At 58.0% G+C, this 14,344-nt stretch carries 15 protein-coding genes; 12 read left to right on the top strand and 3 right to left on the bottom strand.

Annotated features, from left to right (window positions below):
* The first annotated feature begins 34 nt into the window (after positions 1-34).
* From NG99_RS14950 to NG99_RS14915, 8 genes are all read left to right on the top strand, one after another.
* Complete coding sequence (locus tag NG99_RS14950; RefSeq protein WP_034894437.1) at positions 35-451, top strand: winged helix-turn-helix transcriptional regulator; 417 nt, start codon at positions 35-37, stop codon at positions 449-451.
* Between the two features lie 72 nt (positions 452-523).
* Positions 524-940 carry a nucleotide triphosphate diphosphatase NUDT15 gene (locus tag NG99_RS14945; RefSeq protein ID WP_034894434.1) on the top strand — a complete coding sequence of 139 codons (417 nt, stop codon included), beginning with the start codon at positions 524-526 and terminating at the stop codon, positions 938-940.
* A gap of 174 nt (positions 941-1,114) precedes the next feature.
* The gene (locus NG99_RS14940; RefSeq protein ID WP_034894431.1) at positions 1,115-1,879 is read left to right on the top strand and encodes an IclR family transcriptional regulator; all 765 of its coding nucleotides are present in this window, start codon (positions 1,115-1,117) and stop codon (positions 1,877-1,879) included.
* A 108-nt stretch (positions 1,880-1,987) separates the two neighbouring features.
* Positions 1,988-3,529, top strand: a complete 1,542-nt coding sequence (locus NG99_RS14935; RefSeq protein WP_232298315.1) for an OPT/YSL family transporter — start codon at positions 1,988-1,990, stop codon at positions 3,527-3,529.
* Positions 3,530-3,550: 21 nt separating this feature from the next.
* The gene (locus NG99_RS14930; RefSeq protein WP_034894425.1) at positions 3,551-4,489 is read left to right on the top strand and encodes a DUF1177 domain-containing protein; all 939 of its coding nucleotides are present in this window, start codon (positions 3,551-3,553) and stop codon (positions 4,487-4,489) included.
* Between the two features lies 1 nt (position 4,490).
* Entirely contained in the window at positions 4,491-5,171 is a 681-nt protein-coding gene (locus NG99_RS14925; protein WP_034894422.1) for an AroM family protein, read from the top strand.
* 11 nt (positions 5,172-5,182) lie between these two features.
* Positions 5,183-5,875, top strand: coding sequence for a dipeptidase PepE (pepE, locus tag NG99_RS14920; RefSeq protein WP_034894419.1), 693 nt, complete (start codon positions 5,183-5,185; stop codon positions 5,873-5,875).
* Between the two features lie 12 nt (positions 5,876-5,887).
* On the top strand, positions 5,888-6,520 hold the full coding sequence (locus NG99_RS14915) for an aspartate/glutamate racemase family protein (protein ID WP_034894416.1): 633 nt from the start codon (positions 5,888-5,890) through the stop codon (positions 6,518-6,520).
* A gap of 48 nt (positions 6,521-6,568) precedes the next feature.
* Here NG99_RS14915 and NG99_RS14910 read toward each other — a convergent pair whose 3' ends face one another.
* The gene (locus NG99_RS14910; protein WP_034894413.1) at positions 6,569-7,171 is read right to left on the bottom strand and encodes a TetR/AcrR family transcriptional regulator; all 603 of its coding nucleotides are present in this window, start codon (positions 7,169-7,171) and stop codon (positions 6,569-6,571) included.
* 148 nt (positions 7,172-7,319) lie between these two features.
* Between NG99_RS14910 and NG99_RS14905 the strand changes: the two genes are divergently transcribed.
* Positions 7,320-8,081 carry an SDR family NAD(P)-dependent oxidoreductase gene (locus NG99_RS14905; RefSeq protein ID WP_034894410.1) on the top strand — a complete coding sequence of 254 codons (762 nt, stop codon included), beginning with the start codon at positions 7,320-7,322 and terminating at the stop codon, positions 8,079-8,081.
* Between the two features lie 126 nt (positions 8,082-8,207).
* On the opposite strand, the gene NG99_RS14900 is transcribed toward NG99_RS14905, so the two are convergent.
* On the bottom strand, positions 8,208-9,854 hold the full coding sequence (locus NG99_RS14900) for an alpha,alpha-trehalase (protein ID WP_072017602.1): 1,647 nt from the start codon (positions 9,852-9,854) through the stop codon (positions 8,208-8,210).
* A 534-nt stretch (positions 9,855-10,388) separates the two neighbouring features.
* On the opposite strand from NG99_RS14900, the gene NG99_RS14895 reads away from it, so the two are divergent.
* The 3 genes from NG99_RS14895 to NG99_RS14885 all read left to right on the top strand — a co-directional run bounded on the left by NG99_RS14895 (position 10,389) and on the right by NG99_RS14885 (position 13,393).
* Positions 10,389-11,690 (top strand): MFS transporter, encoded by a 1,302-nt coding sequence (locus NG99_RS14895; RefSeq protein WP_052130727.1) that lies wholly within the window; start codon positions 10,389-10,391, stop codon positions 11,688-11,690.
* A gap of 158 nt (positions 11,691-11,848) precedes the next feature.
* A complete protein-coding gene (locus tag NG99_RS14890; protein ID WP_034894405.1) occupies positions 11,849-12,478 on the top strand; it encodes a LysE family translocator in 630 nt (209 codons plus the stop codon).
* Positions 12,479-12,499: 21 nt separating this feature from the next.
* Positions 12,500-13,393: a LysR family transcriptional regulator gene (locus NG99_RS14885; RefSeq protein ID WP_034894401.1), complete on the top strand. Its 894-nt coding sequence runs from the start codon at positions 12,500-12,502 to the stop codon at positions 13,391-13,393.
* Between the two features lie 36 nt (positions 13,394-13,429).
* Here the strand turns inward: NG99_RS14885 and NG99_RS14880 are convergent, their stop codons facing one another.
* Positions 13,430-14,209 carry an L-threonylcarbamoyladenylate synthase gene (locus NG99_RS14880; protein WP_034894398.1) on the bottom strand — a complete coding sequence of 260 codons (780 nt, stop codon included), beginning with the start codon at positions 14,207-14,209 and terminating at the stop codon, positions 13,430-13,432.
* Between the last annotated feature and the right edge of the window lie 135 nt (positions 14,210-14,344).

Genomic DNA, 14,344 nt, shown 5'->3' with positions numbered 1-14,344 from the left:
CTAATTAAAAGTAAGTACTTACAGGAATGTTAGTGTGAAAAAAAATGAAGATGCTCTCTGCACCTCGTTCAGCGATAAACTCCAGCGGGGTGAACTGTTCGACGCCAACTGCCCGTCCAGAGACGTGCTGAAACGCCTGACCAGTCGCTGGAGCCTGCTGATCCTGGTTGCACTCCAGCATGACACCCTGCGCTTCAGCGAGCTGAGAAGGAAAATTGGCGGCATTAGCGAAAGAATGCTGTCACAGACGCTCAGACTGATGGAGGAGGATGGCTTCGTTGAGCGTATCGCTTACGACGTTATTCCGCCCCACGTCGACTATCGCCTGTCGCCGATTGGGCACCAGGTACGAGAGCAGGTGACGGGACTGGCAGACTGGATTGAATCCAATTTACAGCAGATTATGGAACATCGTCGCCAGTTCGCCAGCGAAGCCGGGACCACGGATTAACCAGGGCGATCCCTGCCAGCGCGCCGGGAAGCGGCGCGGGGCAGCTATATTTGATGTCAAAAGGAGAAAGAAATGACCCAGCCGAAAATTGGCGTAGGCGTGCTGATTGTACGGGAAGGCAGGCTGCTGCTTGGCCGACGTAAAGGTAGCCACGGCGCAGATTTCTGGGCAGCGCCAGGCGGGCACCTTGAGTTTGGCGAAACGCCGGAAGAGTGCGCGCAGCGGGAAGTCCTGGAGGAAACCGGTTTGGTCGTGGAGCAAATGGCTAAAATCACCTTCACCAACGATTTTTTTACCGCCGAAGGTAAACATTACGTGACCCTTTTCATGCTGGCGGAACGGACCAGCGGCACGCCAGAGACGCGAGAGCCAGATAAATGTGCGGGCTGGCAATGGTTCTCCGCTGCTGAGCTGCCCCAGCCGCTGTTCGCCCCGCTGGAGACGCTGCATCAGCAGGGCGAGCTGCTGCCGCTGCTGGCTCAGGCCTGAACGGCGATAAACCTGAGTCTGCTCCTTTTTTGCTCATTGCCCCATAATGGAGCCCCATTTTGGGGCGTTCACGTCTGCACATCTTTACTATCGCAAATAATTCAACAGGTTATTATTGGCACTCATTTTGCAACTCATTAAATGGAACTGAATCCCATTTTTTGAGACTTTGCGATGTCCATCCTTGATACTACCGCCAGCATTCTGAAATTGATGGTCTCGCTCCAGGGCGGGATTCGCATCAATGATGTCATTACCCATCTGGGTATGCCCAAAAGCACCGCCTCAAGGGTGATGAACCAGCTCGAATCCTACGGCTACATCGAAAGGAACGAGGTGAAAGGCGTCTTCCTGCCGGGGCCGCTGATTATGTCTGCGTCGCATCTGGTTAATCGCCAGGCCCCGCTCAGCGAGCTGGTGGATAACGCTCTGCGCTCCCTGTGCGAACGCACCGGCTATACCGGTTATATCTCAATGCTGGATAACCAGGAGATCCTGGTACTGCGGGTGATCCACGGGCGTCAGTCGCTGCCGGTGGTGACCTGGCCTGGCTCCCGCTCGCCCGCCTGGGGGACCTCCACCGGCCGCGCGCTGCTGGCCCGCCTGAGCGAAAGCGAATTGCAGGCCTTCTTCAGCAGCCCGCAGGTTGCCGCGCAGCTTAACGGCAGCCCCCATACGGTTGAAAAACTGATGGCGGCAGTCATCCGCACCAGAGAAGCTGGCTTTGCCAGCGCGGTGAATGAGTCCGTGGCCGATACCGCTTCGGTCAGTTGCGCAATCGGCGACCCGACTACCCATGAAGCGGTGGCCTTCTGCCTCTCGTTTCCTCAAACGCTGGCACAGCCGCAAGAGCTACAGCGAATTGCCACCCTACTAAAAGAAACCGCCCTGCTTATCGCCCATAAAACGGGTGACACGCTGGTAAGCCACCAGCCTTAACGTTTTTTTGCCAATACCAGGAGAATTACCGTGAGTCAGAATGCGCTTTCAGAATCGTCACGCGAGGAAGCCCCGGTCCATCCCCGCACCTTCGCCCCGGCCACGCTATTGCTGCTGCTGGTGCTCAGCGTGTTTGGCGCCATTATCGGCGTGCAGCTGCTAACCACGCTGGGCGTCACGCCGAACACTGCCATTATCGGTGCCATGGTGGCGATGGTGATTGCGCGCATCCCGCTGCACTATTTCGCCCGCTTCCGCTCGGTTCATATTCAGAACCTGGCGCAGAGTGCCACCTCGGCGGCCACCTTTGGCGCGGCTAACTCCCTGCTGTTGCCTATCGCTATCCCGTGGCTGTTTGGCCGTCAGGATATGGTGATGCCGATGTTTATCGGCGTCTCGCTGGCCATGCTGCTCGATGGCTATCTGCTCTATCGCCTGTTTAATACCCGCATCTTCCCGGCGGAAGGCGCCTGGCCGCCTGGCGTGGCCGCCGCCGAGTCGATCAAGGCTGGTGATAAAGGCGGTAAACATGCGGTACTGCTGGGCATTGGGATTGCGATGGGCGCCGTCGGCTCCTGGTTTAAATTCCCGATGGCGGCGCTGGGGACAGCGTTTATTGGCAATATCTGGGCGCTGGGGATGCTCGGCGTTGGCTTTCTGCTGCGCGGCTACTCTCAGCCGATGTTCGGTATTGATATCAACCAGCTCTATATTCCTCACGGCATGATGGCCGGGGCGGGCGTGGTGGCGATGTTCCAGATCGTCAAACTGGTCCGCTCGGGCAAAAAAGACGCGCCCGCCAGCGATCGGCCGCAGTCGGCGCTACCGGAAGCGCAAAACGAGCAGATAGGCAAAACGCTGCGCTTTGGCGCGCTGGGCTTTGCGCTGATCTCCGTGCTGATTGCCCTAAGCAGCGGCCTCTATGCTCATCTCACCCTGCCGTGGCTGCTGGCGTTTATGGTCTACGCCGCCTTTGCCGCCTTCCTGCACCAGATGATTGTCGGCCTGGCCGCCATGCACTCGGGCTGGTTCCCGGCCTTTGCCGTTGCGCTGATTACCCTGCTGATTGGCATTCTGATCGGTTTCCCGCCCGAAGCGCTGGCGATGCTGTGCGGCTTCTCGGCGGCGACGGGTCCGGCCTTTGCCGATATGGGTTATGACCTGAAAGCGGGCTGGATCCTGCGTGGAAAGGGCCAGCACACGGCTTTTGAGCTGGAAGGACGCCGCCAGCAACTGCTGGCCGCGATGCTCGCCTTTGTGGTGGCGATACCGGTGGTGCTGTTCATTTTTAAAGGCTACTTCGCTCAGGGGCTGGTTCCGCCCGTTGCCAAAGTGTACGTCGCGGCGATTAACGCGGGCGTCTCGATGGATATCGCTAAATCGCTGCTGATTTGGGCAATTCCGGGCGCGCTGATCCAACTGATCGGCGGCCCTGGCCGCCAGATGGGCGTTCTGCTGGCGACGGGCCTGTTAATCAACAACCCTCTGGCCGGTTGGGCGGTACTGATCGGTATCGCTATCCGCGCGGTGTGGCTGCGCGTCGGCGGCGAACCGGCACGCAACAAAATGGAAGTGCTGGCGGCAGGCATGATCGCCGGCGACGCCCTGTTTAGTTTCTTCAGCTCGGTCCTGCCGGGCGGCAAAAAATAACGCATTTAATAAGGTAAAATCATGAGCTTACATCAGACTCTACAGGTATTTGAATTGCTGGACAGCGCCTGGGCCAGCGGCCAGAAAGTTCAGCAGCTGCTGGCCGGTTATGCCAGCGTGGAAGTAACGGTGAAAGAGGTTCACGGCCTGAAGGGCAAAACGGATTTCATCAAAATAGTTATCCCCGGCTCAGCAGGAAAGCACCTGGGCGGCACCGCGCCAACGCTGGGTATTGTAGGCCGTCTGGGCGGTATTGGCGCGCGTCCTGGCCGCATTGGCATGGTTTCCGATGCTGACGGCGCCGTCGCCGCCGTCGCCGCCGCCCTTAAGCTGGCTGAAATGCAGCGCCAGGGCGACAGCCTGCCCGGCGACGTGATTATCTCCACCCATATCTGCCCCGATGCGCCAACCCGCCCGCATGAGCCGGTCGACTTTATGGATTCGCCGGTCGAAACCGAGGATATGAACGAGCAGGAAATTGATGAAGAGATGGATGCGGTACTGTCGATCGACACCACTAAAGGCAACCGCATCATCAACCACAAAGGCTTCGCCATTTCGCCAACGGTGAAAGAAGGCTACATCCTGCGCGTTTCAGAAGATCTGCTGCGGGTGATGGAGATGACCACCGGCAAACTGCCCGTCACCTTCCCCATCACCACTCAGGACATCACGCCTTACGGCAACGGCGTTTATCACCTGAACAGCATTTTGCAGCCGTCGATTGCCACCTGCGCGCCGGTAGTGGGCGTGGCCATCACCGCAGAAGGCATTGTTCCCGGCTGCGGTACCGGCGCCAGCCATGAAGTCGATATCGCGCTGGCGTGCAAATTTGCCGTTGAGGTTGCAAAAGAGTTTACGCGCGGCACCTGCCAGTTCTACAACCAGGATGAATATCAGCATCTGCTTAAGCTGTACGGCTCGCTGGCTCACCTGCAAAAACGCCAGCAGGAGGTCTGAGATGGCTATCCATAAAATAGGCACCCTGACCATTGGTCAGGCTCCGCGCAGCGATATCACGCCTATCCTTGAGCAGGCGCTGCCTGCCCACGTCAGCTGTCTGCACGCGGGCGTGCTGGATGGGCTTGACGACGATGCCATCGCCGCCCAGTTTCCCGTCGTAGCTGGCGACGCGGTGCTGACCTCGCGCCTGTTGGATGGGCGCGCCGTGGTCATGGGGAAAGCGGCGGTCGGTATTGCCGTGCAGCAGAAAATCAGCGAGCTGGCCGCCGCAGGTTGCGAAATCATCGTGCTGCTCTGCACCGGCGAGTTTCACGGCCTGCACGGCGACGGCGCCTGGCTGATTGAGCCGGACCGAATTCTGCCGCCAACCCTTAATGCCCTGGTGGGCGAGCGCCAGGCTGGCATTCTGGTGCCGCTGGCGTCGCAGATTGCCAGCGAGCTGGAGAAGTGGCGCGGCGCGAAGGTTAAACCGGTCTTTGCCGTGGCCTCTCCTTACACCGCAACGGAAGAAGAGATTGCCGCCGCCGCGCGTTCGCTGGCGGAACAAGGCGCCGATATTATCCTCACCGACTGCATGGGCTACACTGGCTGGCATCGGGAAATCTGCGCCCGCCACGTTGGGCAGCCGGTGGTCCTGTCAAACCAGCTGATAGCGGATTTACTGCGCAACTTGCTATAAGAGGAGAAGAGATGAAGCTGCTTTTACTGAGTAACTCAGCATCAACCGGCGCACGCTATCTGGAACACGCCGTACCGCTAATCGGCAAAACGCTGTCGCCAGGCCAGCAAGTGGTGTTTATCCCCTTTGCCGGCGTCGTCCAGAGCTGGGATGCCTACACCGATAAAGTCCGCGATGCGCTGAGCGATCTGAAGCTGGATATCGTCGGCGTCCATACTCTTGCCGATCCGCTGGCGGCGATTGCCACGGCGGATGCCGTCATGGTTGGCGGCGGAAATACCTTTAACCTGCTGAGGGAGTGTCGTCTTCGCGGGCTGCTGAAGGCGATCCCGGCGGCCGTTCGCAACGGAGCCTTTTATGTCGGCTGGAGCGCCGGGGCCAATCTTGCCTGCCCGACCATCCGTACGACCAACGATATGCCGATCGTCGATCCGGGCGGACTGGACGCGCTGAATCTGTTTCCCGTGCAGATCAACCCGCACTTCACCAATGCCCTGCCGGCGGGTCATCAGGGCGAAACGCGCGAGCAACGTATCCGCGAGCTTCTGGCGCTGGCGCCTGAGCTGGAGGTGATTGGCCTGCCGGAGGGTAACTGGATTGAAAGGCACGACGACCAGGCCTGGGCGTACGGCCCGCACCCGACGTTACTCTTTAAAGCCGGTGAGCCAGCGCTTACCCTGGCCGCCGACTATCCACTGATCTGACAGGAGTAAACTATGCTGGGGATTATCCGGGTACTGACTCACGACGACCCGAATTTTGTCGGTGAACATGGCAGGCTGATTCAGCAGGCCTGGGGCATTAGCTCCGTCAGCCGCTGCATCGACGATCAGCGCACCGGGATTTTTGATGCAGAGAGCGAAGCTTTGGCGGTGCCGAAGATCGTCGAGCTCGGCAAAGAGCTGGAGGCAGAGGGTTGCAACGCGCTGTTTCTTAGCTGTGCAGCCGACCCAGGGCTGGCCTTGTTACGCCAGGCCGTCGCCATTCCGGTGGTCAGCGCAGGCAGCGCGTCGGCCAGCGTCGCGGCAATGCTTAACCGGCCGGTGGCGGTGATGGGCATTGGCGCTCAGGCGCCGCAGCCCTTCAGGCAACTGCTGGGCGAGGCGGTTCTTTATGCCCGCCCTGAAGGCATTTTTAACACTACAGACCTGCTGACGCCGCAGGGTCGCGAAGCAGCGCTTGCCTGCGCGGACCAGCTCTATCGTCAGGGGATTGAAGTGATTGCGTTTTCCTGTACCGGCTTTTCCACGATTGCCCTGGCCGGGGCTATCAATCAGCAGTTGGGTAAAATTGCGATTGATGCGGTCAGCGCGGCGGGGCTGTTTATCAGCCAGCTGGCGCCGCGCTGATTTGCAGGGGCGCGCTGTTGCGCTAACCCTGGCGTAAGTTTGCCAGGGTTAGCGCGATTTTCCGGAAGTGCTGGCTGGCCAGGTGGAGATCGCTTGATCGGCAACGGCCTCCAGCATTTCCCGACTGAAACCGGCCCTGGCCTGAATAGCCATCCCGTGGAGCACCGCGCACACGTAGGCAGCCAACACCTCGCAGTTGGCCGTTTCCGGTAGATCTCTCTGCTGTTTTGCCCGATTGAGGCGCTCGCGCAGCGATGCTTCTCCATTCGCACGCGCCTCAATCATGGCGCGCCTGACAGGTTCAGCATCGTCCGCCCCCGCCAGCGCACCGTGGACGCCGAGACATCCCGTGCAATCCGGGTAACGGGTGTGCAGTTCGGCCGCGCCACGCAGCATATGGGTTACCACATCTCGCGAGGTCGGCTGCTCCAGTGCTGCCGGAAAAAAATCCAGATAGTGAGCGTAGTAGCGATCGAGAGCCCGACGGAAAAGGGCTTCCTTGTTGCCAAATGCGGAATAGAGGGCGGGCCGTTCTACACCAGTAGCCTCAGTCAGGTCGGTGTAGGAAGCGCCTTCATAGCCCTTGCGCCAGAAAACCCGCAGCGCCGCTTCAAGCGCTTTGTCTATATCAAATTCCCGATGACGTCCCACCTGTTTAACCTCGCCTCGTTTGCCGCAATGGTGATTGCATAATCTCTTGACATAATAACATAACGATCATTATCGTAACCATCGTTATGTTATCAGCGCACTGTCGTTCTCCGGCGGCAGCGTTTCACTCTATGCAAAGAGGTTTTCCATGCAGAAATCATTGAAGGGCAAGGTTGCACTCGTCACCGGCGGGTCGCGTGGACTTGGCGCGGCCATTGCTCAAGCGCTTGCGGAAGAAGGGGCTGACGTCGCAATCAGCTATGTGGCGTCTACTGAGAAGGCCGAAGCCATGGTCGAAAAACTGAAGGCCAGCGGCATCCGGGCACTCGCGATCCAGAGCGATCAGGCGGACACCACCACCGCCAGCTCGCTGATCGAGAAAGTGACGGCCCACTTCGGCAAGCTCGACATCCTTGTGAATAATGCGGCAATCGTCGTGAAGGGCCAGACGGTTGACGATCCAGCCCTCAACACCGCCGCTCTCGACCGTCAGTGGCAAATTAACGTTATGGGCGCGGTAGCCACCACCCGTGCGGCAGCACCCGTGCTCACCGATGGCGGGCGAATCGTCTTTATTGGCTCTCTCAACGGTACTCATGCCCTGGTCCCCGGCGTCGCGGATTATGTCGGAACCAAGGCCGCTATCAACGGCTATGCGAAAGGCGTCGCGCGCGACCTGGGCGGGCGCAACATCACGGTCAATGTGGTCCTGCCGGGCGCAATGCCGACCGACATGATGGCGGAAGTCTTCGGCGGCACGGTTGCTCCCGATGCATTTCTGGATCTCCATCCCATTCGCCGGATCGCGACACTCGAAGAAGTCTCGGCTCTGGTCTGTTTCCTGGCAGGGCCCAACGGCGGCTATATGACCGGCGGAGTGATTAATGTCGCTGGCGGCCTTGGCATCTGATGAATCTTTCAGGGCGGCCTGTGCTGATGACCGCCCTTTCCCACAACAGGCTCGTGACTGGCGAAATCGCGACATAGAACAAATAAGGCCTTCATGATGAAGGCCCTGATGACGGGATAAAGTGGCTTAACGCTGCGGCGCAGCGTCCGGATACATGGCTAACAGCCGGCGCGTCACGCCGTTGGTCCAGCCAAATCCATCCTGTAGCGGATACTCACCACCACCGGCAAGCACTGGCGCACGCCCGGCAACATTATACTTTTCAACCATCTTGTGGTGGCGATGGTAGGTCGCGCCAACTACCTGAAGCCAGCGCGCGGCAATCTCTTTCGCCAGCAGCTCTTCGCCGTAGTTATTGAAGCCCTTAATAGCCATCCACTGCATTGGCGCCCAGCCGTTGGGCTTATCCCACTGCTCGCCGGTTTCTTCGACGGTAGACAGCACGCCGCCCGGCGCCAGCAGATGCGAGCGGATCGCTGCCGCCGTATGGGTTGCCTGGTCCAGACTCGCCATACCCACGAACAGCGGCGTGACCGAAGCGGCGGAAAACGCGCCCTTTTCACGTTCGCGCCAGTTGTAATCCCGGTACAGCTTCGCTTCCGCGTCCCAGAGATACTTGTCGAGGATCTCACGACGGCGCACCGCTTTCTGCTGAAAGAGTTCGGCGGTATCAGGGTCGTTTTTCCCGGCCGACAGGCGCGCAATGGTCGTTTCCAGCTTATAAAGAAATGCGTTCAGATCGACCGGCACAATACTGGTGGTCTGGATGCTCTCCAGACGGCCAGGCTCACTAAGCCAGCGTGAAGAAAAGTCCCAGCCAGAGGCCGCCCCGGCCCGCAGATCGCGATAGACTTCGCTGGAAGGACGGGCCGAATTCCTGGCCGTTTCCACATCTTCAATCCATGACTCGTCGCGCGGCGTATCGCGGTCGTCCCAGTACCGGTTCAGGACCGCCCCGTCGGAAAGCATCACCACATGGCGGTACGCTTCGTTGGGCGTCAGAGACGCTTCACCATCCATCCAGAATGCATATTCACGCTTCAGCTGTTGCAGATAGCGCTGCGCTTCGTGCACGCCATCCTTCTCAAACAGCTCCACCATCATCGCAAATACCGGCGGCTGAGAACGGCTCAGGTAGTAAGTGCGGTTGCCGTTAGGAATGTGTCCATAGGTATCGATCATCCAGGCGAAGTTATTCGCCATGTTTTTCAACAGATCGGTACGGCCGCTGTCGGCCAGGCCCAACATGCTGAAGTAGGAATCCCAGTAGTAGGTTTCACCGAAGCGCCCGCCCGGCACCACATAAGGCTCAGGCAGCGGCAGCAGAGAAGAGAATTCAGAATGCTTCTCCGGTTTACGGGTTAATACAGGCCACAGCGAATCGATATGTTCACTGATGCTTTTATTCGGATCGGAAACGTAGCGGCTGTCGTGGACTCGCGGCAGGTCGAAATTCTCCAGCACGAAGGCCAGCAAATTAAAATCTTCGCGCTCACGCTGCATAAAGAAGCGGTAGAGAATTCTTTCGGGTTCGATTTTTGGCGCGCAGTCCGCAAAGGTTTTACTGTCGGTAAATATCCGTGAGGTCTGCACCGCCTCAAACAGCTCCTGATAGCGATCGGACGGGGTCAGGATGTCCGATACCGGCAAACCGCGGATCGGCTCGGGTTGTGGCTCAACTACCGCATCCGGGCCAGCTTCATAGTCGTGATAATAGGTATCAAAGTCAGTCTGGTTATTGTCAATGAGCAGGTTATTTTGGTTAAAAGTGATAAAAACCTCCAGATGCCAATTGATATCGACAATGATGACTCAGTAATTTGGTAAGAACGGTTCAGTATAGTACCCTCGTCTCACAACGCAACCCAATGAATTCATTACTGACCATGAGATAATATGTCAAAAAATAAATATCACCGTTGGCACGGACTATTTCATCAAGGTTATTTACACGCCGTATTACCGCCCGGTCTGAGTTGACAGAACCAGACAAAAACTTATGAAACTAAAATAACCGGCAGCGCTGGGGAACATTCTGACTGGCTGGCAATCCCATAGCAATAGCTCAAAAAGAGAGCTGACGCGGACTTAAATCAAATAGATCCGTCAGATGCCGCTTTGTTCGACGTCAACATTTTTTATCAGGATTAGTCTGATGAAAAAAATAATTGGTCCAGCCATTTACATTATATTTAAACAGTCGAATACTATGCAGGCCAGATCGTCGTGCAGCCCTTGCCACGTCTGGCATCAATAAGTTTATCTGATAGCAAACCAGATCTGTTAAATAATAGTTAAGGAACTCTCGTGGCACCGGTAGTAAATAAATCCGCAGCGTTGCACTCGGAAAGTCTTTCTGATGAGGATGACAGTTTAGTTTCCCCCCTTGATAATACCGCCTCCATAAATAAAACCTATATTACTCGTGGAACACGTCGGTTTATGCACGCCACTCTGGCGCTATTTTGTGCTGGACTGTCCACCTTTGCGGTTCTTTATTGCGTTCAGCCGATTCTGCCGGTGTTCTCGCAGAGCTTTCACCTGACGCCAGCCCAGAGCAGCCTGTCACTTTCCGTCACCACGGCCATGATGGCGCTGGGACTGCTGGTCACCGGGCCGTTGTCTGACGCCGTCGGGCGTAAATCGGTCATGTCGATTTCGCTATTGCTGGCGGCGTGCTTTACGCTGCTCTGCGCCACCATGAGCAGTTGGCAAGGCGTGCTGGCTATGCGCGCGCTGACCGGCCTGGCCCTGAGCGGCGTGGCGGCCGTGGCGATGACCTGGCTGAGCGAAGAGCTGCATCCGGTGTTCCTCTCCTTCTCGATGGGGCTGTACATCAGCGGCAACTCAATCGGCGGGCTGGTCGGCAGGCTCTCCACCGGAATGCTGGCGGACCATTTTTCGTGGAACGTTTCGCTGTTTGTCGTCGGGCTGTTCGCGCTGGCCGCCGCCGGGCTGTTTTTCCGTCTGCTGCCGCCTTCCCAACACTTTCGTCCCAGCTCGCTGCGACCGCACAAGCTGCTGGTTAACTTTATGTTCCAGTGGCGCGACATGGGGCTGCCGATGCTGTTCCTCGTCGGGTTTATCCTGATGGGCAGCTTCGTTACCCTGTTTAACTACGTCAGCTATCGCTTTATGGCCGCGCCGTTTTCCCTGAGCCAGACCATCGTCGGCCTGCTCTCCGTGGTGTACCTGACCGGCACCTACAGCTCGCCGCGCGCCGGGATGATGACGGTGAAATACGGTCGTGGCGTGGTGCTGATGGGCTCGCTGAGCCTGATGCTGGCTGGCCTGCTGGCGACGCAGTTCAGCACGCTGTTCCTGGTGCTGCCGGGGCTGATGCTGTTTGCCGCCGGTTTCTTTGCCGCCCACTCGGTTGCCAGCAGTTGGGTGGGCCATCGCGCGCGGCGCGCCAGAGGCCAGGCCTCTTCGCTCTATCTGTTCTTCTACTATCTCGGCTCCAGCGTTGCCGGCACGCTGGGCGGCGTGTTCTGGCACAGCTGGGGTTGGATGGGCGTTTCGGCCTTTGTGGCAGTGATGCTGATCGGCGGTCTGTACCTTGCCAACAACCTGCGTAAGATCCCGGTTCTGGTGAAGAAAGTTCGCTAAGGCCTGGGCGGAGCTGAGCCTCCGCCCGGCTTTTCTGTCTCGCTGACGATTTACTTCCCCCAGCTCAACCATTAAGCTATCGCGCATACTACACCCGGACTATTCCCCAGCCTGCACACCTTTCCAGGCAGAGAATTTGCCTTTGAAGGAACATCACGATGAATTTGCCCCTCTGGCTGGCCTATACCGGCATTATTGCCACGCTGATCGCCATCCCCGGCCCCTCCGCCCTGATCAATATGACCCACGGCTTACGCTACGGCCGCCGCAGCGCGCTGGCTACCGTGTTGGGTGGCGTGTTCTCCGCCCTGACGCTGATGACCGCTTCTGCACTGGGGCTGGGCGCGATCCTCGCCGCCTCCACTACCGCTTTTACCGTACTGAAAGTGGTCGGCGCCGCTTATCTGATCTGGCTGGGGATCAGCGCCTGGCGCGATAACAGCCATGCCGAAAGCGTGGCGACGCCGGAGCAGACCGAAGAACACCCCAGCCGCCTGAAACTGTTCCGCAAAGGGTATATGGTAGGGATCAGCAATCCTAAAGACCTGCTGTTTTTCGCCGCGCTGTTCCCGAATTTTATTGATGCCAGCCAGCCTCATGCGGTGCAGTTCGCCACGCTGGCGGTCACCTGGGCAGCCATCGACTTCAGCCTGATGTTTGCCTATGCCTGCGCCGGACGTCGCCTCTCCCCGGTATTTTCCAATCCGAAACGCCTGCGCATACTGAACCGCTCGACCGGAATGCTGTTCGTCTTTGCCGGCAGCGCGCTGGCCGTTTCGGCCCGCTAATTGCCGGGAGGCGTACAGACCATGAGCGACGTTGAAAACCTGCAGGGAATGGTGATCTTCGCCAAAGTCGTTGAGACGCTTAGCTACACCGAGGCAGCCAAATTGTTGGGGCTCTCGAAATCCTCGGTCAGTAAAGAAATTTCCGCGCTGGAAGTGCGGCTTGGCACCAGGCTGCTTCAGCGCACTACGCGAAAAATCGTGGTGACCGACGTCGGCATGACCTGGTATCACTACTGCGCCCGCATCATCAGCGAGGTGAAAAGCGCTGACCTGTTTATTCGCCAGTATCATGAAGAGCCTACCGGCAGCCTGCGCGTAGTGGCCCCGGTCACCTTTGGCTGTCAGTGCATCGTGCCGGTGCTCAACCAGTTTGTGGCGAAAAATCTGCACGTCAGCGTCGATCTGGATCTCACCGATCGGCCGGTGAACCTGGTTGACGATAACGTCGACCTGGCAATAGTTATCCGCCGCGATCCGCCCGAACACGCCCATTGTACGTTACTCAGCGATATCAGCTGGGGCCTGTTCGCCGCGCCCGACTACCTGCAACGCTTTCCGCCGATCGCTCACCCCGACGATCTACCGCGCCATGACTTCATTCTGTTCCGTGGCCCGGCGCACACTCTTTCCCTGCCGTTTCGTAAAGAGAAGCAGAAGCTGGATATTGAGGTCCGCAGTCGATTTCGCGCCAATAACAGCACGGCGCTGATGAATTCAGCAATGGCGCAGACCGGTATCGCTTATCTGCCGGAATACATCGCGCAGGAAGCCGTGAAAGAAGGGAAATTAAGCCGGGTGCTGCCGGAATGGGAGATGGAAGTCTATCGTTCGTGGGCCCTGACCAAAGACGGCAGTCTTATTTCACCGCGCATCAGGGTATTTATTGAGGATTTGCAGAAGGCGCTGCAACAATAATAAAGGGCGGAAACCGCGTTCCGCCCCTCGTCATGCTTAGTAGTAGTTACCGTGACGGTAATCCCAGGTGGTGAAGGTGTCGGACAGCATCGACATAATTTTATCCACGTCCAGACCTTTACGGATCAGCACCGGGCAAGGCGTGATATTGCGTTCGCCTTTCTGCTCAGGAACCAGCTTGCCCTGCTCGTCCACCATCGCCACCATCACGCCCTGCTCGTAGCGGGTCTTCTCAGACTCGTTCGGCTGGATAGATTTCACATAGTCGTTGGCTTCGATAATCAGGTCAGCCTGCGATTCAATCCGCTCGCCGATGCCTTCCACCAGGCCACGGTTGCCCTTGCCTGACGGGTTAGCCGAGCTGGCGAAGGAGAATTTACCGTGATTTTCCCACAGCTCTTTCGCCAGGTTTTCGCCGGGCACGCCAAACTTGATCACGAAGCAGCTGGTCTGACGGCGATCCATCATCAGCTCTTTAGAACCGTCTTCCGGGATGCGGGCTACCGCTTCTTCTTTCCACGGCAGGATACAGCCTAACAGTACGTCCTGATCCCAGTGCTGCTGATACAGCGATTCGATTTCCGGGTTCAGCTGCGCCAGCTCTTTCAACTGCGCCAGGGAACCACACAGCACCACGCCAGGCTTGTTACGGTTACGCTGCTTGGCATCAAACTTGCGCTCCAGGCCTTTAGCGTCAGAGGTCATGATGATGTAGCCGACTTTAGTCGGGCAGACGATCATGCCGCCGTCAGCGGACAGAATGTTTACCGCTTCTGGCTGTAAGCCGCCGTTCCAGTGGATAGTCTTATTGCTCATGGTCGCACCTGTCTTTCTCAGAGGGTTAAATTGAGTCGGTCAGCGCTTCAAGGTAGCACAGCTTTCGCTCGCTGGCCCCTGGCTGGCCTGTTGCAAACATCCTGACGCTAACCGTCCCTCAGCGCAACAATAAAG

It is taken from the genome of Erwinia typographi (genome assembly GCF_000773975.1).
Taxonomy (GTDB): Bacteria; Pseudomonadota; Gammaproteobacteria; order Enterobacterales; family Enterobacteriaceae; genus Erwinia; species Erwinia typographi.
Note: the sequence above shows the minus strand (reverse complement) of the source record. Positions and strands in the feature narration are given on the sequence as shown.

What these genes read in the sequence shown, in the direction of transcription:
- NG99_RS14940 (WP_034894431.1), top strand. Translation starts at nt 1,115, where the DNA reads ATGTCCATCCTTGATACTACCGCCAGCATTCTGAAATTGATGGTCTCG.
- NG99_RS14905 (WP_034894410.1), top strand. Translation starts at nt 7,320, where the DNA reads ATGCAGAAATCATTGAAGGGCAAGGTTGCACTCGTCACCGGCGGGTCG.
- pepE (WP_034894419.1), top strand. Translation starts at nt 5,183, where the DNA reads ATGAAGCTGCTTTTACTGAGTAACTCAGCATCAACCGGCGCACGCTAT.
- NG99_RS14890 (WP_034894405.1), top strand. Translation starts at nt 11,849, where the DNA reads ATGAATTTGCCCCTCTGGCTGGCCTATACCGGCATTATTGCCACGCTG.
- NG99_RS14915 (WP_034894416.1), top strand. Translation starts at nt 5,888, where the DNA reads ATGCTGGGGATTATCCGGGTACTGACTCACGACGACCCGAATTTTGTC.
- NG99_RS14885 (WP_034894401.1), top strand. Translation starts at nt 12,500, where the DNA reads ATGAGCGACGTTGAAAACCTGCAGGGAATGGTGATCTTCGCCAAAGTC.
- NG99_RS14880 (WP_034894398.1), bottom strand. Translation starts at nt 14,209, where the DNA reads ATGAGCAATAAGACTATCCACTGGAACGGCGGCTTACAGCCAGAAGCG.
- NG99_RS14945 (WP_034894434.1), top strand. Translation starts at nt 524, where the DNA reads ATGACCCAGCCGAAAATTGGCGTAGGCGTGCTGATTGTACGGGAAGGC.
- NG99_RS14930 (WP_034894425.1), top strand. Translation starts at nt 3,551, where the DNA reads ATGAGCTTACATCAGACTCTACAGGTATTTGAATTGCTGGACAGCGCC.
- NG99_RS14925 (WP_034894422.1), top strand. Translation starts at nt 4,491, where the DNA reads ATGGCTATCCATAAAATAGGCACCCTGACCATTGGTCAGGCTCCGCGC.